16 protein-coding genes and 1 tRNA gene are annotated in these 22,339 nt (G+C 48.2%); 11 read left to right on the top strand and 6 right to left on the bottom strand.

Annotation, left to right across the window (positions count from 1 at the left end; genetic code table 11):
- Positions 1 to 319: 319 nt before the first annotated feature.
- Complete coding sequence (locus GTA51_RS13135) at positions 320 to 2,743, bottom strand: tetratricopeptide repeat protein (RefSeq protein ID WP_246198128.1); 2,424 nt, start codon at positions 2,741 to 2,743, stop codon at positions 320 to 322.
- 223 nt (positions 2,744 to 2,966) lie between these two features.
- On the opposite strand from GTA51_RS13135, the gene GTA51_RS13130 reads away from it, so the two are divergent.
- From GTA51_RS13130 to GTA51_RS13100, 7 genes are all read left to right on the top strand, one after another.
- Positions 2,967 to 4,739, top strand: coding sequence for an NAD+ synthase (locus tag GTA51_RS13130; protein ID WP_160961756.1), 1,773 nt, complete (start codon positions 2,967 to 2,969; stop codon positions 4,737 to 4,739).
- 40 nt (positions 4,740 to 4,779) lie between these two features.
- Positions 4,780 to 4,855 (top strand) — tRNA-Thr (locus GTA51_RS13125).
- A 1,435-nt stretch (positions 4,856 to 6,290) separates the two neighbouring features.
- A complete protein-coding gene (locus GTA51_RS13120; RefSeq protein WP_160961754.1) occupies positions 6,291 to 6,659 on the top strand; it encodes a response regulator in 369 nt (122 codons plus the stop codon).
- 276 nt (positions 6,660 to 6,935) lie between these two features.
- Positions 6,936 to 7,400: a bacteriohemerythrin gene (locus GTA51_RS13115; protein WP_160961752.1), complete on the top strand. Its 465-nt coding sequence runs from the start codon at positions 6,936 to 6,938 to the stop codon at positions 7,398 to 7,400.
- Between the two features lie 505 nt (positions 7,401 to 7,905).
- Positions 7,906 to 8,277 carry a hypothetical protein gene (locus tag GTA51_RS13110; protein ID WP_160961751.1) on the top strand — a complete coding sequence of 124 codons (372 nt, stop codon included), beginning with the start codon at positions 7,906 to 7,908 and terminating at the stop codon, positions 8,275 to 8,277.
- A gap of 323 nt (positions 8,278 to 8,600) precedes the next feature.
- Complete coding sequence (locus GTA51_RS13105; protein WP_160961749.1) at positions 8,601 to 9,848, top strand: EAL and HDOD domain-containing protein; 1,248 nt, start codon at positions 8,601 to 8,603, stop codon at positions 9,846 to 9,848.
- Positions 9,849 to 9,878: 30 nt separating this feature from the next.
- Positions 9,879 to 11,126: an HD-GYP domain-containing protein gene (locus tag GTA51_RS13100; protein ID WP_160961747.1), complete on the top strand. Its 1,248-nt coding sequence runs from the start codon at positions 9,879 to 9,881 to the stop codon at positions 11,124 to 11,126.
- Between the two features lie 643 nt (positions 11,127 to 11,769).
- Here GTA51_RS13100 and GTA51_RS13095 read toward each other — a convergent pair.
- The 4 genes from GTA51_RS13095 to GTA51_RS13080 are packed head-to-tail and all read right to left on the bottom strand — an operon-like array spanning position 11,770 to position 18,110.
- Positions 11,770 to 12,753, bottom strand: a complete 984-nt coding sequence (locus tag GTA51_RS13095) for an HD domain-containing phosphohydrolase (RefSeq protein ID WP_160961745.1) — start codon at positions 12,751 to 12,753, stop codon at positions 11,770 to 11,772.
- Entirely contained in the window at positions 12,750 to 13,880 is a 1,131-nt protein-coding gene (locus GTA51_RS13090; RefSeq protein ID WP_160961743.1) for an HD domain-containing phosphohydrolase, read from the bottom strand. The genes GTA51_RS13095 and GTA51_RS13090 overlap by 4 nt, the downstream gene beginning before the upstream one ends.
- On the bottom strand, positions 13,873 to 15,093 hold the full coding sequence (locus tag GTA51_RS13085) for a response regulator (RefSeq protein ID WP_160961741.1): 1,221 nt from the start codon (positions 15,091 to 15,093) through the stop codon (positions 13,873 to 13,875). The genes GTA51_RS13090 and GTA51_RS13085 overlap by 8 nt, the downstream gene beginning before the upstream one ends.
- 17 nt (positions 15,094 to 15,110) lie before the next feature.
- Positions 15,111 to 18,110 (bottom strand): PAS domain S-box protein, encoded by a 3,000-nt coding sequence (locus GTA51_RS13080; RefSeq protein WP_160961739.1) that lies wholly within the window; start codon positions 18,108 to 18,110, stop codon positions 15,111 to 15,113.
- A 459-nt stretch (positions 18,111 to 18,569) separates the two neighbouring features.
- Between GTA51_RS13080 and GTA51_RS13075 the strand changes: the two genes are divergently transcribed.
- The 3 genes from GTA51_RS13075 (at position 18,570) to GTA51_RS13065 (ending at position 20,527) form a co-directional block, all read left to right on the top strand.
- Entirely contained in the window at positions 18,570 to 19,238 is a 669-nt protein-coding gene (locus tag GTA51_RS13075) for a response regulator (protein WP_160961737.1), read from the top strand.
- A 131-nt stretch (positions 19,239 to 19,369) separates the two neighbouring features.
- Positions 19,370 to 19,579 (top strand): PleD family two-component system response regulator, encoded by a 210-nt coding sequence (locus GTA51_RS13070; RefSeq protein ID WP_160961735.1) that lies wholly within the window; start codon positions 19,370 to 19,372, stop codon positions 19,577 to 19,579.
- A 567-nt stretch (positions 19,580 to 20,146) separates the two neighbouring features.
- A complete protein-coding gene (locus GTA51_RS13065) occupies positions 20,147 to 20,527 on the top strand; it encodes a DUF6573 family protein (RefSeq protein ID WP_160961734.1) in 381 nt (126 codons plus the stop codon).
- Between the two features lie 87 nt (positions 20,528 to 20,614).
- Here the strand turns inward: GTA51_RS13065 and GTA51_RS13060 are convergent, their stop codons facing one another.
- The gene (locus tag GTA51_RS13060) at positions 20,615 to 21,025 is read right to left on the bottom strand and encodes a hypothetical protein (protein ID WP_160961732.1); all 411 of its coding nucleotides are present in this window, start codon (positions 21,023 to 21,025) and stop codon (positions 20,615 to 20,617) included.
- Positions 21,026 to 21,653: 628 nt separating this feature from the next.
- Between GTA51_RS13060 and GTA51_RS13055 the strand changes: the two genes are divergently transcribed.
- Entirely contained in the window at positions 21,654 to 22,148 is a 495-nt protein-coding gene (locus GTA51_RS13055; protein WP_160961730.1) for a MucR family transcriptional regulator, read from the top strand.
- Positions 22,149 to 22,339 lie beyond the last annotated feature (191 nt).

Genomic DNA, 22,339 nt, shown 5'->3' with positions numbered 1-22,339 from the left:
ATACGTTCAAAGCGCTGCTGCCTGGCAAACCAAGCTGGAGGGGACGAGCGCAACACGAACCAGGAGCGCGGTTTGCCCGACGGGTGCGGCCGGCCCGAAGCGGCAGGATCGCGTAGGGCACGGTTGTGACCGGTACAGGCTCCAGAGTGGGACAGCTAGTCCAAAGCCGGGGCGGCGTCAAGCCTTTGGGTTGTTGTCCAATTATTTGAAATAATGTGCTTTTATTAATGTCAGACTGTTTCCGTCGGTTTTCCAAAGCGTTGCGGCGAAGCCTTTTCCAAACGCAGGGGCATCTGGCAGGTGATTGGGCAACGCGGCGCTAGCCGGTCTTTTGCACCCAGAACTGGTACATCGCGATAAACGTATCCGGGTTGTCTTCCTCGAAGGCGTGCCAGTTGGACAGGTTCGTGGCCGCAGCATCGTTCGGAAAACGCGTCCGGTAAGCAGCCAGCACCGGCGGGTCCACTTCCACGCCAAGAACGGCCAAGCCGTTTTCCAGGCAAAAGGCCTTGATCTCAAGCAGGCTCAGGCAGTGCTCCTGGACATGAAACAGCAGATCGCGGCAGCCGCTGACGCTGAAAAAGTCTCCCAGCAGATACCGGCCCCAACTCGGCTCCCAGGGCATATCAAGCAGCTCCTGGCGAAAGGACCGGATCGCTGCGGCCGACCCGTCAAGTCCCCGGGCGGCGATCATGTCCCGCACCTTGGTGATGCCGCGCCGGGCCAGACGGCTGTAGAGGCCAATGCGCATGACTCCGCCCGGGCGCACCAGCGGCACAAGGGAACGCCAGCCTGCCGCCGGATCGGCCAGATGATGGAGCACCCCTGACGATTCGACCAGATCAAAGCTTCGCCCGAGCTCGCCCAGACGCAGCAGATCGGCCTGGGCGTATTCAATGTTGGCCACGCCCAGCTCCCGGGTCTTTCGCCGGGCATAGCACAGGCTGGTCAGGCTCAGGTCCACGGCCAGGACGTTGGCCCCGTGGAAAACCCGGGCCGTTTCCAGGGAATGTTGCCCGGTGCCGCAGCCGGCGATCAGCACATCCAGCCTTGGACTGTCCGGCAGGCCGGCCAGGTGCGCCCGGGGAAAGCGTTCCCGCAGCTGGGCGGCGAGCGGGGCGGGTTCGCCCACCGGGGCCGGGCGCACCCAGCGCGGATAGGGATTTTCCTCGTATTGCCGCCGCACCAGCCGCGACACGACATCGTCGATGGGGGTCAGTTGGACAATGCGGCCGCGAAGCCGCTGCTCCTCGGCATGGCGCAACAGTTGCTGGGTCAGCACCAGAGCCACCGGCTCCGGCCAGGCCCGTTTTAAAAGCCGCTGGGCCTGGGGCACGGCATGCAACGGCCCAAAAGCGGCCACGGCCAGCACCCACACGGCCGGCACAGGCTGGTCCTGGGCCAGGGCCTGGGACAGTCGGGCTGTGAGGCGGGCCGCTTTGTCGGCCTCATCGGCCGTGAGGTCGAACACGTATTCGTTGATGCGGCATTGCCGGGCCAGGGCGGCGTAATAAGCCGTTTCCCGCTCCGTGCCGTCAGCGTCAGGCGCAGCGGTTGTAACGCCCAGGGCGGCCTCCAGCAGGCAACTGCGGGCCAGTGTGAAAAACCGCTCCAGACCCGGGGCGGCGATGGGCGAGGCGTCGAGCAGGGCCAGGAGCAGGGCATCCCCGGTCACGGCGGCAAAGCCTGTGGGACCGTAGAGCGTTGCGGCATCCAGGCGCTTGGGCCAGGCCGCCAGGGTGCGCTGGACGCAGCCGCCGATAACGGTATCGGCCTCAAGCATGGGCGCAACGGCCGCCGCCACCTCGGCGCTGCGGCCCCAGGGTTCGGCCAGGGCGGTCAGGATGCGCCCGCGCCGCACCGAGCCGCCCGGCGGCAGGGGCAATCCCCGCAGACAGGCCACGAACAGCCGGCGCATTTCCGGGCGTTCCCCGAGGTCCAGGGAGGCCTCCACCACGGCCAGGGCGGCCCCGGTATAGCCGCGCAGGAGCAGGGTATTGGTCAGCAAAATCTGCGCTTCGCCCAGCGCCGGGTCCAGGCGCAGCGCCCGCCGGGCGCAGTCCTCGGCCTCGGCCGGGCGCTCCAGGGCGGCCAGAGCCACACCGTAGTTGACCAGGGCAAAAGGATAGTCCGGCGTCAGGGCCAGGGCGGCCCGGTAACGGACAACCGCCTCCTCGGGCCGGCCCAGGGCAAGCAGGGTGTTGCCGAGGTTGTACAGTGTTCGCGACTGGTCCGGTGACACCGCAAGCGATGCCTGATACGCGTCGGCGGCTTCTTCCAAACGGCCGGCGGCGGCCAGAGCGTTGGCCAGGGTGTTGCGGGAAGACGTGGCGGCGGGATTGATGGCCAGGGCGCGTTGCAGGCTCACCATGGCCTCGTCCAGGCGTCCCAGATGCAAAAAAGCCAGGCCGAGATTGCCATGCAGACCGGCATCGCCAGGGGAGAGATCCAGGGCGCGCCGCAGGGGGACAAGGGCCTGATCGTTGCGTCCCTGGTGGAGCAGCGCCGCACTGAGCACGCTCCAGCCGTAGGCGTCGGTGGGGTAGCGCGCTGTCAGGCTGTTGGCCCGTTCCACGATTTCCGCCAGCCGACCGCTTTGAAACAGGGCCGCCACGTCCTGTTTCTCGCGCTGGCTCAACGCCGCCCTTGCCACCTGGGTCCGCCCGGCCTGCATGCTTGCCCCCGTCTGGTTGTCGCTGTTGTTTTCGTCGAAATCCTCATCCGTTGTTACGCGTGTCTCCATCGGGTCGGGTTGCCACTCGACCACCTATCCAATCCCAAACCTATTTTTCTTCCCTGGTAACACAGTATTGCACCGGCACCAAGTGGTAGGCCGGTACAACTTTACAAAGGCCGGCTCGATGGTGGGGCGCGATCCCTTCGCGCCCAGGGGGGCTCGTGACGGTTGCCGACCGGGGCAAGACGGGCTAAGGATTCCCGGAACTTGCCTGACAAGGAGGCCGGAAATGGCCGCGTTGCGCCTGGCCCTGTGCCAGATCAATCCGACGGTAGGCGACGTGTGCGGCAACGCCGCCACAATCCTCGCCCGCCTGGAAACAGCCCGTGTTGCCGGAGCCGATATCGTCGTCTTTCCGGAAATGGTCGTTTCCGGCTATCCGCCGGAAGATCTGCTCGTAAAGCCCGATTTTGTGGCCGCCTGCATGGACGCCGCCCAGGACATCGCCCGGGCCAGCCAGGGCCTGACCGCCATCTTCGGCTGTCCGTGGCTGGACGGCGACCTGTTCAATGCCGCCATCATCGCCCACGACGGCCGCATCGCCGGCGTGTCGGCCAAGCGGTTTTTGCCCAATTACGGCGTGTTTGACGAAAACCGCTATTTCGCCGCCGCCAGCGCCACGACCGTGTTCGACCGGGCCGGCTTCGCCTTCGGAGTGAGCGTGTGCGAGGACATCTGGTATCCCGACGGCCCGCCCACCGAACAGGCCAAGTATGGTGGTGCCCGGCTGCTGGTCAATATTTCCGCCTCGCCCTACCACATGGACAAAGGGAGCGCGCGCCAGCGCATGCTGGCCACCCGGGCGGCGGATAATGGAGCCTTTGTGGCCTACGTCAACCTCGTGGGCGGCCAGGACGAACTGGTCTTTGACGGCCAGAGTCTGCTGTTCGGCCCGGACGGCGGGCTGCTCGCCCGAGGCCGGCAGTTTGAGGATGACATGGTTGTCTGCGATCTCGACACGGAGCAGCCCACCCGGCAACGCCTCCTTGACCCGCGCTGCCGCAAATGGGAGCCGGCCCCGGCCAGTTGCCCGACCCGCATCATCCTGCCGGCCCTGCCTGCCGCAGCCCGTCCGGCACTAACTGGTCCGGCCCTGGCTTCGTGTCTGGACCCGTTGGCGGAAGTCTATAGCGCCCTGGTCACGGCCACCCGGGATTATGTGCGCAAATCCGGCTTTACGGGCGTGGCTCTGGGCCTGTCCGGCGGCATTGATTCCTCGATCACCGCGGTCATCGCCGCCGATGCCCTGGGACCGGAAAACGTGCTCGGCGTGGCCATGCCCACCCGGTTTTCCTCCGACGACAGCCTGGAGGACGCCGAAGCCCTGGCGGCGCGTCTGGGCATCGAATGCAGGACCGTGGTCATCGAACCCATTTTCCAGGCCTTCCTTGAAGCGCTTTCGCCCCTGTTCGGCGACCGTCCCTTTGATGTCACCGAGGAAAATCTGCAACCGCGCATCCGTGGAACGCTGCTTATGGCGCTTTCCAACAAATTCGGCCGACTGGTCCTGACCACAGGCAACAAGTCCGAGGTGGGCGTTGGCTATTCCACGCTCTACGGCGACACGGCCGGCGGGTATGCGGTCATAAAAGACGTGCCCAAAACCCTGGTGTACGCTCTGTCGCGCTGGCGCAACGAGCAGGCCGGCCTGGATCTGATCCCCGAGCGGGTGCTGGTCAAACCGCCCACGGCGGAACTGCGGCCCAACCAGAAGGATTCGGATTCGCTGCCGGAGTACGACGCCCTGGACCCGGTTCTGCGGGCCTATGTGGAACTTGGCTTGTCGCCGACAGCCATGGTGGCGCAGGGGATGGCTCCGGCGGTGGTGGACCGGGTCACGCGGTTGGTTGATCGCAACGAATACAAACGTCGTCAAAGCCCGCCTGGGCCAAAAATCACTTCCCGGGCCTTTGGCAAAGACTGGCGTCTGCCCATCGTTAACCGGTACGCCCCCGAGCGTGGCACCTGCGGGTCGGACAAAGAGTCTGGCATAGAGTCTTGACGCAGGCCAGCCATGGGCGTATAGGGAGCGACTCCAATGCGCCAGCATAGCTCAGTTGGTAGAGCAGCTGATTCGTAATCAGCAGGTCTGGAGTTCGAGTCTCCATGCTGGCTCCAATGATTTCAAGGGGTTAGGACGTCAAAGTCCTGGCCCCTTTTTCGTTATTCAGATGCCCCTGCCTGTTGGCTCCGTTGGCTGATGGGAATAGTCAGCTAGTCCCCCCTTCCCCCATTTTCTTGAGTTGCTCGCTGTACGAACAGATTCATACGCTATTTCAGCATGTTGAAATATTTTGAACGATTTTGAAGGCATTTTCAAAAAAAATAATACTATATTTCAGTATTTTGAGATCGAAAACGCTGAATTTTGAAATTTTGAAGATCTGGGAGGCTGGGTAGTCGGGCGAGGTGTCCGCCGGGACGAAATGAACCGAGATAATGCGGCGATGAGCCGAATTACATAATGCGCAGACGTCTGCGGGTGTGGTAGAGGGATGATTAAGGGGAACGTCGAAGAACTTTTCTGAAACCATCGCAAGTAGGACTTTACTGGTCTTATAAAGAATTTCGAATGGGTAAAATGTAAACAGTGAAATTTTTATTGCATTAATCTATCCAGATCGGTATATGGAATTAAGATTTAAAATCGAAGACCGGATGTAATTTAGAAATCATCTTGCCAAAATTCTGGAGAAGACATGAACTTCAACAACTTGAGAATCGGCGTAAGGCTCCTAATCGTGTTTTCCGTCATTATTGGTGTTTTCGCTTTAACTACCTCGCTGTAAATTCAAACGATGAAAGAACTCGATTGCGACAGCATCCGAACAGCAGTCTGCTACTTCTGAAGAAATCAATCGCTCAGTAGAGAATGTCGCCAAAATATCTTCTGAGACAGCAGATGCTATGAGTTCAGTCTCCCCTGGCGGTTTCTGAACTTGCGCATCAAGTCGCTATTCGTCGCAATATCGTAATTAAAATGCAAAATTCTGGAGATCAGGCGACCAAATCTACTGCAAAAGCACAGTCTAAGCTATTGGTCGTTAAGTAATGGATGCCATGTCGGCGACTTTTGGGGAATGTATCTTTGCTGGCTAGGCTAATAAATATTTCTTAGATAGCATCTCTAATTGTTCTAGACTAGCTATAGGTTTAACAAACTTTTCAAAAGCTCAACCTAGATAAAGGCTATCCATGAATTTAACACTTCTTGAAGTCAATTCAACAGTAGTAGATTTTATTGGCAGGAGCATACTAGGCACTGAAGAACCTGTGCCTTGTGTGAATAAAGCGGTACTCGCATTGTATCTTATTAATATTGTCATCACTAACAGCAGCTAAGTCCATGATTACTATCTAACAATAGGTGATGAGTATATCCTTCAAGAATTATTGTTAGATTGTAATTTTCTTGACAATGTTTATGTTTTTTTGCATCACATGAATATAAAAAGCTTGGTGCAGTGCTTTCAAGCTTCATGGCAAAGGCAGCTCGTAAATTCAATATAAATGTTGCGCAAGCAATTAGTGTAATTAATTAGCAAGTTAATTTATGGCAAACATTTTAGTCACTGATGACAGTAAAGTTCAACTGGCAATTATTGGAAGAACTCTTCTTGGGAATGGTCATTGTGTGTTCAAGGCAGACAATGGGCATGATGCAATCGAAGTTTTAAAAAACAATGACATCGATGTATTAATAACAGATATATTTATGCCTGAGATAGACGGGATAGAACTGATAATGATAGCCAGGAGGCTCAACCAAGAGACAGGTATAATAGCAATATCTGGCGGTGGGAACTTGATCAAAGACGTTCCGTATCTTGACTATGTAAAGCAGCTTGGTGCAGACTTTAGCTTTAAAAAGCCAGTAGCCGAACAAGATCTGCTAGATGCCATTGAGTATCTTACTGAATGATAATATCTATTTGGCAAGTAGATGCTGAATTTTGAAATTTTGAAGATGTCGGTGGTTAGGGGTGGCGGGCAAGGTGGGCCGGGACGAAATGAACCGAGATAATACTGCGGTGAGTCGAATTACATAATGCGCAGACGACTGCGGGTGTGGTAGAGGGATGATTAAGGGGATCGCCGAGGAGCGCGGCAGACACTATGTCACAGTAGAGGTTGACCAACTCAGGATTTATCTACTATTATATTCATCAAAGCCTTAAGATTCTGCAGGTGAAAGCGTATGGCTAAGATCGAATGGACACCAGCGTTAAGCATTGGGGTCGAAATCATTGATGAGGAGCACAAGAAATTAATAGCTATATGTAACAAGCTGGCCTACAGTGTTAAAGGCGAAAGAAACAATAAAGCAATAACTGAAGGATTCAAAGAGCTTCGCGCCTATACAGTATATCATTTTAGCAATGAAGAAAAGCACCAACAAGCAATATCGTACCCAGCTGCGAATGCGCATGCGCAGGAACATGCAAGACTAAGAAAACGTGTCAAAGATTATCAGCAGTTACTCTACAGAGAGGGATACATTTCAGAAGACAGTGTCATTGAATTCTTGAAAGACTGGCTAATAAACCACGTTTTACATGAAGACATGAAGATAGGACAATTTTTCAGGTCGAAAACACTTGAAACGACTCAAAATGCTGTGATGGAAGAAAATGAAAACGCTGATCCTAACAATTCATCATAATATTTAGGGGAATTAATGAGGAACTAAATATTGAATTAAAAGTAACAGCTAATTTAGTCAGCAATCTTCAATGTAACGAGATATTCAAGCTCCAGGCAGTAATAAATAAACACAAGCATCACAAAAAGCAATCGCAAAGCGAAGAGATGAGCTCAAACCTATATTGCATTAATTCTGCAGTGGTAGATTTCGTCGGTAGAAGCATAATAGGCACAGAACAACCAGTACCCACTGTAAATAAAGCAGTTCTTGCACTATACCTTATAAATATAATAACAACAAACAGGGCTATAGTGGGTGACTACTATCAAACGATTGGAGATGAAAACGTTTTCCAAGAACTACTGTTAAAACACGATTTACTTGATGAAGCACTGGATTGTTTTTTATTCAGAAACTACAAAAAACTTGGGATAATACTTTCAAACTTCTTAATAACAACTTCCCGTAAATTCGTTACACATGTCGACACAGATAACGGCGCAGCCAATTGATAGGCACACTTATGGTTATAAATTTATTTGACAATGACAGTCTAGGAAAACAAGCATCGACTGAAAGAACCATTCTAAACACAGGGCATCGGTCTTCTAAAGAACACAGTTCATATGAAGTAATCGAAATCCTAAAAGACTATGACATTAAAGAATTAATTCTCCATATACAGAGCCCTGAGATCGACGGAATAGAACTAACAATAAAAACAACGGAAATCTTCAGAAGGTTAGACGCAATAGCTCTATCTGCAGATAGTCATCTAATTAAAGACGCTTTAAGCCAGAACTTCGCCAAACAACTGGTAACAAAATTTAGCTTTACAAAACTACTAGAGGAACAAGATTTACTTGACGAACTGAGTGCATTACTTGATGATTAATATCTATTCAGACGTTGCTGCAAAATTTTGAAAATTTAAAGGCTACATACATCTAAATTAGCCAGAACCTTTCTGGCCTTGCTCACCCTTGCATCATTCCTTATCTGACTACGATGATTTGGAGACAGGCACTGGTAAGTAAACAAAAAAACTCTGGCAACTGGTAATATGGAGGCAATGCAAAGTAGATATTCAAAAAAATTTTAAAATACAAAGGATGATGTCCTATCTAGCACATTATATGCCTCCCTAGTAGGTGGTCGGCATAACTACACAAATCAATCGATCTCAACCAACTAGCAACAATACGCCAGGAATTCTTAATGAGCTCAACATTTGAAAGCACATTCATCGGGCGACAACCAATATTCGACACTCACGAAAACATCTGGGGATACGAACTTCTTTATCGCTCATCTGGGGGTGCTGTCTGTGCAGATATTAAAGATGGGAACTTAGCTACAGCCAAAGTAATCTCAGATGGGTTTCTATTAGTTTGTGAAGAATTAAAAAAATCTCAAAAACTTCTAATTAATTTCCCAGAAGAATTACTAGCTTCTGAGGCTGGATTTGCTCTTCCGCCAGAAACCTGCATCATTGAAATACTAGAAAATGTAAGCGCCACAGAAAATGTATTGAAATCGATTCAATTACTTGCAAAGCATAAATTCACTTTTGCACTCGATGACTTTACAGGACAGGTTGAACTCGAACCGTTTTTGCCTTATGTAAAAATAGTGAAGATTGACATTCTCCTCTTGAGCGACATGTCTAAAGTAGCTAAAATCGTTCAAAATTTAAAAAAATATAGCGTTGATATTCTTGCCGAAAAAGTTGAAGACCGTGAAACCTACTTAGCTTTACAAAAAATGGGGTTCAATTTATTCCAAGGCTATTTTTTTTCTCGACCCGAAACAATAACTGGTCGAAAAATCTCTTCAAACAGCATTACTAAGATAAACCTTCTTAAAGAACTTGGCTCTGACAGTTTTGATATAGCAAGAATAGTTTCTAATATAAAAACGGACACATCAATTAGCTACCGACTAATGAAATATGCCAATATGGCTGGCATAAACCCTGGCAACCGGATTAATTCCATAGAAAGAGCAGTGACAATATTGGGAAAAAGGCAACTTGTGCAGTGGCTCAGAGCCATTATCTTGTCCGACTTGAACCCTTCCATGAAAGCTGAAGAACTTTCGTTCATGGCAGTTAATCGAGGCTGTTTTTTAGAAATGCTTGCGGAAGAAAATAATTTTCTTAAGTTCAAACCAGAATCTTTATTTGTTTATGGGATGTTTTCACTTGTCACTGTAATACTCAACCTTTCCATGGAAACAATACTTAAATACTTAGCCCTTGAAGAGCAAATCGAGAGCGCCCTTTTAGAGAATAACCACACAGCAAACTTATTGCTAGACCTAGTCAAGTCTTATGAAAGATGGGATTCAGACAAAATAAAAGAACTAACTCTACAACTTTCTCTTGATATCGAGCGGACGAATCTACTTTACAAAAAATCATTTAAAAAAACACACAGAACAATGCTTTCAAGCCAAAAACATTAATAGAAAAATTACCAAAAATGTGAGGACTATATGATCGTCAAGGTCAGTCTAAAAAGCTTAAAGACTGGAATGTACATTACAAATCCAGGCTTGTCTATAAAATCTAATCCCGAGATACTTTTAACCGATTTAGAAATAAAAAATGATAATCAATTAAAAAAAATTACATGCGCTAAGTTTAGTGATATTTTCATCGATACTGAAAAAGGGTCATTCTTTAAAGCAAATCCTCAAAAAAAATTTGAGGTAGAAAGACTGTTTCAAACTTTTGGTGATTATAAATATTACGACGGCACCAAATCATCACACTTTGATAACATAATTAGTTCCGTCACAAAATCAAACTCTGACTACTCAGCCTTTATCGAATACTGTAAAAAATTTCTTACAGAGATTAAAGAAAATGAAAAAATAGATATTTCAGCAAGCAAAGAATTTATTAATACTATCATTGACAATGACGACGAAACAAACGGTGCGACATTGTTTTTAATGAACCTCAGAAACCACGATGAGTACACGTACACTCATTGTATAAATGTATCTTTGTACGCTACAATATTTGGAAAACATTTGTCTTTAGGACGTGAAAACTTAATGCTCCTTGGATTGGCAGGCTTATATCACGACATCGGAAAAATAAAAATATCTGAAAAAATACTTAAAAAACCTGGCAAGCTCACTGAAAGTGAATTTAAAGAAATTAAAAATCACCCTATATACAGTTGCGAGCTACTTGCAGCCAGTGGTATTACTTCAAATGAAATCAACCGTACAGTTCTAGAGCATCACGAGCGATACGGAGGACTCGGATATCCCAATGGTTTAAGTTCAACAGAGATTTCGCACTCTGCAGCTTTATTAAGCATTGTTGATTCTTATGATGCTTTACGCTCAGACAGATACTATAAAAGTGCCGTACACTCACACAAAGCGGTTTCTGTTATATTTAATTCTAAAAAAAGCTCTTACTCTCCATCATTGGTTGACAAATTTGTTAAATTCATAGGCATTTATCCTATAGGTTCTATAGTAGTTCTTAGCAATGATAAAAAAGGCATCGTTATTTCTCAAGGAAACAAAAGCCTATTGCAGCCAATAGTAAGAATAATTCTTGATGAAAACAATAGGCACTGCCAGCCCTACGACATATCTCTTGACGACTACATCGAAAGCACCGGCCCGCTTAGAATTGTAGATTGTTTGAACAATAAGCAGTGCCGAATTCACCTGACTTCATATATAAAAAACTTAGGAGTTGAAATTAACGCAAACTAAATTACAAAAAATATTTAGATAAACCTTTAAATGCTAATACTGTAAAACATGTTTAATATTAGCTTTGGGCCAAAAAAAGCTAACTATGAGCGAGGCGCACAAAATTGGACATACAACCATTATTGAGTCTGTTGCAAGGCAGATACTTGGGTCTGACGATGCAATACCAAATTTTAAAAAGGCCGCATTATCATTATACTTTTTAAATTTAATTAGACACTCATCTCAAAATATCAATGACTACTGCTTGCTAATTGGCGACGAAAATATACTGCAAGAACTGTTATTGGATTTAGATTTGCTAGATTATGTTTGTGCAAACTTTTCATGCAACAACTATACTGAAATAGGAAGATCTTTGTCGTATTTCTTGATGACTCGCTCGCAAAAGTTTGAAACAAGTAGGTTTGTTTCTGACAGACTTAAGAACTAATACATTTCCACATTGTAGATGCGACAAATTTTTCCTAGAGTCTCTCGTGACCTCCCCTCCGGCCCCAGGTTATCCCCTATGGAATTATTCAAGATTCCAACAGGGAGGATACCCAAATGGACCAGGACTGGAACATCATCTTCAGCTACACGCGCAAGCAAGCCATCGAGGACGGGGTGTTGATCGACGTCACTGAGCAGGGGAGGGGGATCAATTCGGATTGTAAATTGTTTTTAGGTTTTCCATGACACTGATAAACGCGTCAACAACCATTGAATCAAAAGCAGTATCACGGCCATTTTTTATAAGGGCTGATGCTTCGGCGTGCGACATGGCATTTCGATATACACGTTGTGTTACAATGGCATCATATACGTCAGCAACAGATACAATGCGAGCGCTCAGAGGAATTTTTTCGCCAAGGATACCGTGTGGATAGCCTGTTCCATCTGGTCGCTCATGATGATACAAAGCGATTTCTCTTGCCATGATTAAGAGTGGTGTGGAAGAATTTCTGAGCATTTCTCCGCCAATACGCGAGTGCTCTTTCATGATGGCATATTCTTCGTCCGACAGTTGTTCAGGTTTGAGCAACACGGCGTCTGGGATGCCGATCTTACCGATGTCGTGAAGCGGGGCAGCCATTCGCAAAAGGGTCGAGCCATCCTCGTTCCAGCCCAAAGTCTGAGCCAGCAGGGCGCTGACCCGCCCGACGCGCTCAACATGCATACTTGTTTCGAGATTGCGAAAGTTGAGCGCCGCCAATAGGTTTCGGCTAAAGTCAGCATCCGTACCTCGGGAGTGGGCAGCATAATTGACAGCCTCCAGAATTGCCGCTGCCAACCGGTCCGCCCGACAGGGCTTCATGAGGAATTTGTAGACATGGCCTCGATTGACTACGTCAGCCAGTTTGTCCATATCTGTATGGCCGGTCAGCGCGATGCGAGTCGATAATGGTGCGAGTATTTTGGCGTTGCTGAGAAATTCCACACCGTCCATCCCCGGCATCATGATGTCCGAAACGATGACATCGTATCGTAGGCCCATCCTCAATAGACCCAAGGCTTCCATGGCACTCTGGGCGATCGTCACCTCAAATTGGTTTCGAAAAATTGACTTAAACGTCTCCAACACCGATAGCTCGTCATCAACAAACAAGACCTTCGGAAAGCAAATTAGTGTCTTCTTGTTCACAATAAACCTGAACCTTGGCTATCGTCCAAGGGAATAAGCACGCAGATCGGCTCATGAATGCTGAAGCTCTTGGAGACTTCCTGTAAGCGCAGGATGCTAGCATCGTTTAGTTCAGTGCCACTGGCCAATAAAATGATGTTACCAACCGCCATTACATGCTGACCGAGGACCATGCCTTTTTTGAAATGCCGCATTGAAATACATCTTGTTATATACCCATCGCTTGAGCATGCAGCCTTCTCCATGGCGTCAAGAATATCTGGGTCGTAGGCTCCTTTCCGGCCGCGAAGGACAAAGAGTATCTCGTTTGGAGAGCTGCCCCTATTTTTCAATGCATCATAATCAAGGGCTAGCCGAAGCACACGCGCCCCCTGGGGTATCTTAGGCGAATAATCATTTTGCTGTGCAGCGATAATCTCAGCAACACCGCCAAGTCTTGGAATGTGTTGGATAAGCATGGCTCCCAGTCGAGGGTGTTCACTATAAAGGTAAAATTCCTGTGAAGTGAGTTTATCCCCGGTTTCAACTTTTTCCAGTATATTTTGCGGTAAACCCATACACCCTATATGGGATAGCATCGCGGCTAATTCTAGTTCCAACGTGGATTTAATTGTCATGACCTTGGACAAGCTGCCCACGAGTGCCTTTATTCTTTGCGATTTGCCGAAAGCCACAGGATTGGCCAGACCCAACGCCTCAGTGAGAACCTTGATCGTTCCACGAAGGGTGCCGTGCAGAAGTTCTCGTTCCGCCGTGATAAGCCGGTACTGCCGAACCCCTGCTTCCAGGGCGGCGAGAAGGTCTGGCATCGGACAAGGTTTGGTGAGGAAACGAAACACCTGCCCCTGGTTGACAGCATTAATGGAGGCCTCCACGCCTGCATGGCCGGTAAGCATAATGCGCGTCGTATCCGGCGATATCTCACGGGCACGGGAAAGGAAAGCCACACCGTCCATGCCTGGCATCTTGAGATCGGATACCACTGTTGCAAATGGGCCCTCAGTTTCGAGGGCCTGCAGGCCTGCTTCCGGCCCTTGTGCCGTGGACACGGCAAAACGCTTGCGCAGGTTGTTCCGAAACGCGTCCAGAATATGGCGCTCATCGTCTACAAAAAGCACTTTATCCATAACTGCAGCCTCCTGCCTCCAAAACCTTGGAACAACAGCAGCGCCACAGAGCCAATCGCTCCTGGCACAGAATCGTTTCCACACCCGGAAAACAAAGGGGCCAAGTTGTATGATTGTTGCTAAAAAGAACCAGCTCGTGGTCCAGCCCGTCAGCAGCATAAACGGTCAACGCCGAGCAACACGGCTCGAACATCTGCTTTTCCGGCGTGTGATGCCAGCAGACAGCCCCCATGGCTCGCTGGCTAAAGCCCCAAAGACCCAACAGATAAGCTCCCACTTTGGCATGGCTTGCGCCAAACACTTCCTCCTCCGCAGCATGGATAGAGACGGCGTCGGCCTGGACTTTGGCGATGACCACTCGGTATTGATCCGGCATGTTCGTCGCTAGGATGAGTTTGCCCACGTCGTGCAGCATACCGGCGATAAATGCGTTGTCTTGCTCGTCACGGCATAGGCCTTCCGTCTCGGCGATCACCTTAGCAAAACACCCGACCCGCTGGCTGTGCTCCCAGAGTTTTTTTACGGAAAATGATGGCATGGAAGCTGCCTCAAGCACCGTAAACAGATGACTTGAGAGCACAAGCACTCGTAATGTTTGTCCGCCAATGAGGTTGACCGCATGCTGAATGCTGGATATCCGCGTTGGCAATCCAAAAAAGGCCGAATTAACCACGCGCAGAATAGAAGCCGACATGGCTACGTCCTCGGCGACAATATCGCCCAACTGCTTTAGTGTCGAATGCTCCTCCTGCAACGCAGCTACCAGTCGCTTATACACCTCAGGCAGGCTGGGCAAGGCGTCCAAACTGGAGACAAGTGCCTTAATCTGTTGGTTTTCGAGTACATCGCGTAGGGTTAAAGCTTTTTCAACCGCCTCAATCAAATCAACAGGCCGGCAAGGCTTGCTGAGGTACTGGTGAGCCAACTTGATGGTCTTCAGCACACTTTCCTCTTCGCTATATCCGGAAAGAATAATGCGCACGCTCTTCGGGTAGCGCAGCTGCACCTCCCGCAGTAGCTGCGCCCCGTCCATCCCAGGCATGCGCATGTCGCTAATAACCACTTCATGGGGTTGTCGTTCCAGCAGTTCAAGAGCCGCCCTTGCTCCCAGGGCGAAGGACACGTCCCATTTGACGCGCATGCACCGCATGCTCAGGCGCAGACTGTCCAGAATATTTTGCTCATCATCTACAAATAGGATCTTCGGTTTCATAGTAGTTGCCCGTGGGGTTATCCGGCGAGAGGCAGGCGGATAATGAATGTGGTCCCCTGGCCCGCCTCAGATTCGAAAGTGATGGAACCGTTATGCTTGTTTACAACGATGTCGTAAGCGATAGCCAACCCCTGCCCTGTGCCTTTGCCAACTTCTTTGGTGGTGAAGAAAAGATTAAAAACTTTGCTCCCTACTTCCTTTGGAATGCCAGTCCCAGTGTCCTTGATAATGATTACGGCGAAATCACCGTCCTTTCTGGTGCTGATGGCGATGCACCCAAGACTGTTGCTCTCGCGAACGACGTCGCCGATTGCGTGAGCTGCATTAACAATAATGTTGAGGAAAACCTGATTAATGTCGCCGGCCAAGCACATGACGGGCGGCAATTCGGGATCGAAGTCGGTAGTGGCTTCGGCTACGTACTTCCATTCGTTGCGCGAAATGACTAGGGTGTTCTCGATGGCTTCTCGAATGTCAACGGCCTTTTTTTCGTCCCCCGAGGTGTAGGAAAAACGCTTCATAGCAAGTACGATAGCAGCGATGCGCCCAATTCCCTCGTCGATGCGTGATATGGTCTTGGGAATTTCCTCTCTGAGAAAATCAACCTCGATTTCTTCCAGCATTAAGGAGAGTGATGCCGCGACTTCCTCCCCGCAGGGCGAGGGTAGGCGGCTCAACTCTTCAACCTGAGTCAGCAATTGGCCAAGATCCGCATAGGCGTCCTTAAGGAACATCACCGAATCGCCTACGTATTGGGTGGGGGTGTTGATTTCGTGTGCAATACCAGCGGCAAGTTGGCCTATCGCCTCAAGCTTTGCGGCCTGAGCAAGTTGAATCTCTAAGGATTTCAACTCAGAAATGTCGTCACCTAGGATAAGAATACCGTCTGCCCCCCCGTTCTCATTCCACAACGGTCCGATGGTGATGACAAAATAGCCGTCATACCCTTCACCGTGTTCGTACCAAAGGTTGTAGAGACGCTGTGGCTTCAACTCGCTTCGGGTTAGTGCTACGCCCTTCATAAGAGCCTCCCAGTCCCATGGAATGGGCAGCGAGTGAAAGGGCTTTCCAATTGACTCCTGGAGCGTTAGGCCAAATATGTTTTCGGCAGCGGCGTTCCAGCGAACCACCATACCGCGCTGGTCTACGCCGATAATAATCGCAGAGATTGAGGACAGAATCTGGTTGATCTCACAGTGGGCTTGCTTCCGCTCAATGATTTCTGTTTGAAGCAATTCGTTGGCGCGCGCAAGCTCTTGAGTCCTGCTAGCAACTTGTTTTTCTGTTTCAGCGTAAGCTTCCTGAAGAGCTAGTTCAGCGGTCTTCCTTGCAGTTATGTCGAGATTAATACCAATAATGCGATGCGCTAGGCCTGATTCTTTTCGATTAACCAGAGCATTTGCCCTTAAATAATGAATTGAATTATCGCTTTTCCAAATAATACGAAAATCAATGGAGAGCTCTTCTTCACCGCGGATGGCCCGTTCAACGGATGACATGCAAAACTGAAGATCGTCCGGATGAACATTTGACTGCCACTCCTCAATGGTCAAAGATGCTGAAGTATTGTTTATTCCGTAAATTTTGTACATCATATCGTCCCAAATTAAAACATTATTTTCTATATTGTAGTCCCATATTCCTATGCCAGAAGACTGAGTTGCAAGCTGTAATCGCTCGGTTGTAACTCGTAAGTTTTCTTGAGCATGTATCCTTTCGGAAATATCTTCACTTGTAACGATGACATCATTAGGTGAATTTGTCAAACTGACAGGATTAAAAATCATTCTGAAGTAGCTTTCCTTGTGTCCTACAGTAGAAGTGTATGGGCCTTCATATATTTCTATATTCCCATAAAGTGCATTATTAATGCAACTGCGGAGGTTAACGCCGCTTTTATTGGCAGCATTGAATCCAAGAATTGTAGAAATTGGAGCACCCATTTGGTGAGAAAACTTTTCATTGCAATCAATCACTGTCCCATCTGATCCTAAGTGCATAATTCCAACAGGAGAGTTGTCAAATACAATTCTAAGACGGTCAGAATTGTCGCGTAATGCCCTAAAAACACGAGACATCCATGCTGCTAAGATAAAAACGAGAATTGAAAGACAGGTGACAAACGCAATATAGCCAGCTCGCCGTGTATAAAATCCTGAAAGAGCGTCATTTTCCGGGATGCTGATGAGAACTGAAAGAGGAAATCCCTCAACAGCCTTATATGTACAAAGCATTTTTATGCCACTGTTCGTGTCATTTGCTTCAAAATTGACATGGTCCCAATTATTATCCCTGAGGTATCTGACCATTTCGTCGTCTATTATGGCGCCAAATGTTGATTCATTCATATTTTTCTGTGCTCGGATAACATCATCCTGGCCAATCAAAGTAATCCTTCCATTCGGCCCAATGTCTATGTCTTTGTAAAAAGAGGAAAGATAGAATGGGTCGAGAGAAACCACTACGACCCCAGCGAATGATTTGTCCGCTCTGGTCAGGCGCGTCGTCAGTTGGATAGACCACTTGCCGGACACCTTGCCCAGTACGGGTTTGCTCACAAAGAGACCCGCGCCTGGATTAAGGAGGTGGACCTTGAAGTGCTCACGCTCTGATAAGTCAACAGGGGCAAATCCGGGAATGCTGCTTCCCGAGACGATCCCGTGTTCATTGATGATGGCAAGCTGTTGAAAGATGCTCATAGCCTGCGGGTCGACTTTTGCCAGAGAGTTAAGGTCTAGGGTGTCTTCTTGCTCGTAGCGGAATCGAATAGACATCGCCAAGAGGCTGGCTTGCTCGAACGTTCGAATTGCATGCTCCTCGACAGCTCTTGCTATGTTTGATGTGTCTCTATATGCTGCGGAGACATCAAGTTGTTTTTCAATAATACATTTTAAAAAAATACCAACAAAAAGTAATGCAACAATCAATGAAGATATGCCATAGCATATAGCGACGGCGTTGTTTTGCATAAAATATAAATCAAATACATGTTTTTTTGGGGTGTTTGATTTGTTCATAGCAGTTCCTTCGCTCCTAAATTGGCCATATATAATATTGCAATAAAGTGAACAATGATCTGTTCGGCATTCTGTGCCGAAAATTTTGTCTTTATATAATTAAAAAAGATTAATATCATGAACGTTGTATTTTATGGAGGCGATTAAAATTGCTTGCATCTCATAGTTGCTTCCGCACGTCTTCCAGGAGGGGGGCGTTTGCTACCTTAGAAAAGTAATATTTTAATCGTCCGCCGGTTCGGATCTCTTGAATAATACGCAAAGTGGTAGTGCATAGGAATATGAAACTTGCAAAAAAAATACGGAAAAACTACGGGTAGACTTGGTCTGGGTGCGAGGGGGTAGTTTTTCATAGAGTTCAACGTTTTGGGCTAAAGTCGGGAAGTTGGCAGCTATAATAGATCGATTTGTCTTGAGCTGCCATTGATCTATGAACTCTGGAACGTAAAGGATCGTGGCATGACTGGAAAGATTCTCCTCGTCGACGATGAACAGTATGTCTTGGACGCGTTAAAGATTACGCTTCGGCGGGAATTTGACCCCTACACTGCACTAGGGGGTGCGGAGGGGCTAGAACTTATTGAACGGGATGGACCATTTGCCGTGGTGGTTTCAGACTACAAAATGCCCGGGATGAACGGTGTAGAATTCTTGGAGCGTCTGCGGAAACTTGCTCCTGATTGTGTGCGCGTCATACTGACGGGGCATGGCGATCTAAATGCCGCCATCGCAGCCGTAAATCAAGGTGAAATTTTCCGCTTCCTAACCAAGCCCTGCCCAACCTCCGTGCTCTGCGAGGTCTTGAGGGATGGCTTAGCAAAGTATCGTCGCGACTCATTCATTGCTAAATCAGATGGTTCGATGTTGGGGGTGCTTGGTGTCAGTGTGTCGAAAGCGCAGGCTGCTGCGCCAGATTTTTGCAATGCTCGACTGACGCCTCGCGAACGATCAATAGCGGGCATGATCCGCAGGGGGGATTCAACTAAACAGATAGCTCTGGTCATGAGTCTCTCCCCTCGCACCGTGGAAACCTACCGCGACAATATTCGCAAAAAGTTGGGTATTGCCAACAAGAAGATCAATTTACAAAGCTATCTGTCATCGGGATTTGACTCGGAAACGATGTAGCAATTTGTGACACCGGCGACAATTCTACGTGCCTATTGTCCGAAAGTGCGGGGGATAAACTCAAAATTCGGGCGAATCTGAGGGCTACATTTTTACAGAATAGAGATGATAAATCCGTATTCCGCATAGCAATGAGCGATATCACCAAGCAAAAACTAACTGAGCAAATGCTTGAAGAGTACAGAGATAAGCTTGAACAACTTAGTCTCACTGATGCGCGGACTAAAATTCAATATTGGCGAAAATTTAATGAAATTTTTGATCAAGAATATGCTCGTCACGCTCGTACGAAGGCTGAACTTTCTCCTTTTATGTTAGGTATGGATTTTTTTAAGGCATAGAACGATAGATATGGCCACCTTGCTTAGATAATATCTCGCAAATTATTGCAAAAATTGCTTAAAAGTATGCAGTACGCCATGCAACTTTAGTGGCATGTTATGGAGGTAAAGAATTTTTTTGTATTATTTTAGAAACAGATATCCGCGGTGCTGTTTGAGTTGCATAAAAGTCGTAAATATATTTTCGCGCGATCTTTCTACTGCAATAGTTCATGAGTATCTTGTTTCGTCACTGCAAACTTTGGTGTTGTAACATCTAAATGCATACTAGGCTGTCATCTCAAAGCGTTTTGGCGCAGGCGGATTCATTGCTTTGTCAGGCAAAGTCAAAAGGGCGAAATCGAATTGAATTTTCCTTGTTACAATGAAAGTGCTCACAAGCCTTAGATTAACTTGTCTCGTCTTTGACAAAAAATATTTCATGTGATCCCATTTATTTTTTAAAGTATAATTGATAATATAGCTAAATATTTCATGTTGCGATCAGCGAACTTGGCGTGACCTCCCCTCCGGCCCCAGGTTATCCCCCTAGGAATTATTCAAGATTCCAACAGGGAGGATACCCAAATGACCGAAGAATGGAACATGATCTTCAGCTACACGCGCAAGCAAGCCATCGAGGACGGGGTGTTGATCGACGTCACCGACCAAGCGAAGCAGATGGGCTTCAAGGTGAATACGGTCGTCACGGACCATCTCTTTGGTGATTACCTGACACCGCCGGCTGGCCTGGAAGGTGAGGGTCAGTCGCTTGAGGGACGGCTTCACGACCTTCTCTTCAAAACACTTATCGCCGCTAAGACCTTTGGTGGTGGTAGTCGTATCGAATTCGACGTGCTGTTCCTCATGTCGCCGGGCAAGTGGGCCACTGTGAAGATTCTGGCAGTGATGGGTCCAGGTGATCGCGGCGAGCCAGTCTTGACCATTATGTTGCCAGAAGACGACTGAAATGTGTCAGAAATAGGCACGGCATAACTGTATAACCATCCTGGTCTTCAGTAGGTTAGATTGGGGCTGGTTGAGAAAATTAAAACATTAGGAAGATTTACTGTTTTCTTGAGTGTAAACCAGCCCTTCGGCCTCATCAGCTTCTCTATTTAAGTCTTCAAGAGTTCTCCTTTTTACAGGGTGGCCATCCCAATGCATAATAATATCGTTTTTTAAGGCCGTAAGAATTTGGCCATATGTAGGCCAAGCTTGACCATCAACACGTTCTTGATAGACAATCTCCAAAGCTCCAAGACCAACTGGATTGGCGGCAAATTTATCCGTGCCACTTAATCTTGAAATATGATACTCCAATGCGTCGAGCAAAAGTTTAGCATCGTAGCTTTTGTACCAAGTTTCAGGGTAAAAAGTTTTCATTGTTAACAAGCTTAACAAGAAATCTTTAAACACCATGGAATCGAGGAGAGATTCAATTGTTTTTTGCTTTGATTTGCACATAGCAACTCCAACAAAGTATGTGGTTTTAAGGGACCAATTTTTGGATAATACTCGAATATTTATTGATAGTAAAGCGAATATTCTCCAAACGACACGCACGTATTCTATACTAAAATCAGATGGAATAGCTGCGTTGCAATTCAAGACCATTATCCGCAAGTGGTAAAATTCATGTCTCTACCGCGTAAAGATTCAAGCAAAGTGGTAATTTGAAAAGTCTCATCCCAGGATTTTTAGCACCATTGCTCCGAATTTAGCATGTAAGTGGTAAATGGCAACAGAATGAGAATAAAACGGTACGGGCCGAAGGTAAACGTTGACACTGTTAGGTCGGTTACATATCAAGGTATTGCTGGTCTTTGAAAAGCAACAGGGCGTTCGCGCCACATCTCGAGAGGGTATCCGGTCGATTTGCCACACCTTTTTAAGTGATCAGCATTGGCTCCATTGGTGATCACCTATAACGCGGAGGGAGGCATAGCAAAACACTTATCACTAATTTGTGTTCCGGCGGCTTATCAGCTCGATTATCAGTCAAACTTATTCAGAATCACCTATGTCCCCACGGTAATTTGTCTCTTCAGCTTCAATTTATTCGGTAAAAATCCAATAAACACGGAGTCTAAAGATGATTAATGATACTCTTCTTTTGGGCGTTATGGCTTCTCATCCCGGCATGTCCGCTGAAGACACTCTTGCTATGGTGAAAACGCTTGCTGAGGGTTCCTACCGCATTCAGAGTGGCATTATCAACTCCAAAGGTTCTGCTGGGGTTGATAGTTCTAAAAAGGACGATGTCGTTCTGAAAGTGAACCCGAAAAAGGCAATCGGTAAGGACAAGATCAAGTGCTGCGTTTGTGGTAAAGAGTTCAGTATGCTCACGAAAGCTCATCTTGCTGAGCATAACTATACCCGCGAAGCGTACTTGAACTTGTGTGGGTATGACAAAAAAACCAAGCTTGTGTCGAAGAACCTTGCTGCGGAACGGAAAGCAACGACTGAGAAGAGTAAGCCGTGGGAGCAGACTCCTCAGTGGAAGAAGAAGCAGGCGAAAGAAGCCTTGGCTAAGTCGACTGCTGAAACTACTGCTGAAGTTGTGCAGGAGTCTCCGTCTCTGCCTTAACGACCGGTTGTACATGGCCCAGATCGGCGAAAGCTGGTCTGGGCCATTTGATTTGGCAAGGGGGGGCAACCGGAGTCGCTGACGTCGCTTGCTAGGGCTGAGAATGCTCCAGAATGCCCTAGGGCTCTACGTTTCTGGAGGAAACGGCCGATGGTGCATGGAACACCCTCAGGGTGCCTAGTGACGCCACG

It is taken from the genome of Solidesulfovibrio aerotolerans (genome assembly GCF_009856865.1).
GTDB classification, from domain to species: Bacteria; Desulfobacterota; Desulfovibrionia; order Desulfovibrionales; family Desulfovibrionaceae; genus Solidesulfovibrio; species Solidesulfovibrio aerotolerans.
Note: the sequence above shows the minus strand (reverse complement) of the source record. Positions and strands in the feature narration are given on the sequence as shown.

Excerpts from the sequence above, each read along its gene's own strand:
- GTA51_RS13090 (WP_160961743.1), bottom strand. The coding sequence starts at position 13,880 with ATGGATAAAGTGCTTTTTGTAGACGATGAGCGCCATATTCTGGACGCG.
- GTA51_RS13130 (WP_160961756.1), top strand. The coding sequence starts at position 2,967 with ATGGCCGCGTTGCGCCTGGCCCTGTGCCAGATCAATCCGACGGTAGGC.
- GTA51_RS13060 (WP_160961732.1), bottom strand. The coding sequence starts at position 21,025 with ATGTGCAAATCAAAGCAAAAAACAATTGAATCTCTCCTCGATTCCATG.
- GTA51_RS13085 (WP_160961741.1), bottom strand. The coding sequence starts at position 15,093 with ATGAAACCGAAGATCCTATTTGTAGATGATGAGCAAAATATTCTGGAC.
- GTA51_RS13135 (WP_246198128.1), bottom strand. The coding sequence starts at position 2,743 with ATGGAGACACGCGTAACAACGGATGAGGATTTCGACGAAAACAACAGC.
- GTA51_RS13115 (WP_160961752.1), top strand. The coding sequence starts at position 6,936 with ATGGCTAAGATCGAATGGACACCAGCGTTAAGCATTGGGGTCGAAATC.
- GTA51_RS13120 (WP_160961754.1), top strand. The coding sequence starts at position 6,291 with ATGGCAAACATTTTAGTCACTGATGACAGTAAAGTTCAACTGGCAATT.
- GTA51_RS13100 (WP_160961747.1), top strand. The coding sequence starts at position 9,879 with ATGATCGTCAAGGTCAGTCTAAAAAGCTTAAAGACTGGAATGTACATT.
- GTA51_RS13055 (WP_160961730.1), top strand. The coding sequence starts at position 21,654 with ATGATTAATGATACTCTTCTTTTGGGCGTTATGGCTTCTCATCCCGGC.
- GTA51_RS13065 (WP_160961734.1), top strand. The coding sequence starts at position 20,147 with ATGACCGAAGAATGGAACATGATCTTCAGCTACACGCGCAAGCAAGCC.
- GTA51_RS13110 (WP_160961751.1), top strand. The coding sequence starts at position 7,906 with ATGGTTATAAATTTATTTGACAATGACAGTCTAGGAAAACAAGCATCG.
- GTA51_RS13075 (WP_160961737.1), top strand. The coding sequence starts at position 18,570 with ATGACTGGAAAGATTCTCCTCGTCGACGATGAACAGTATGTCTTGGAC.
- GTA51_RS13070 (WP_160961735.1), top strand. The coding sequence starts at position 19,370 with ATGAGCGATATCACCAAGCAAAAACTAACTGAGCAAATGCTTGAAGAG.
- GTA51_RS13105 (WP_160961749.1), top strand. The coding sequence starts at position 8,601 with ATGAGCTCAACATTTGAAAGCACATTCATCGGGCGACAACCAATATTC.
- GTA51_RS13080 (WP_160961739.1), bottom strand. The coding sequence starts at position 18,110 with ATGAACAAATCAAACACCCCAAAAAAACATGTATTTGATTTATATTTT.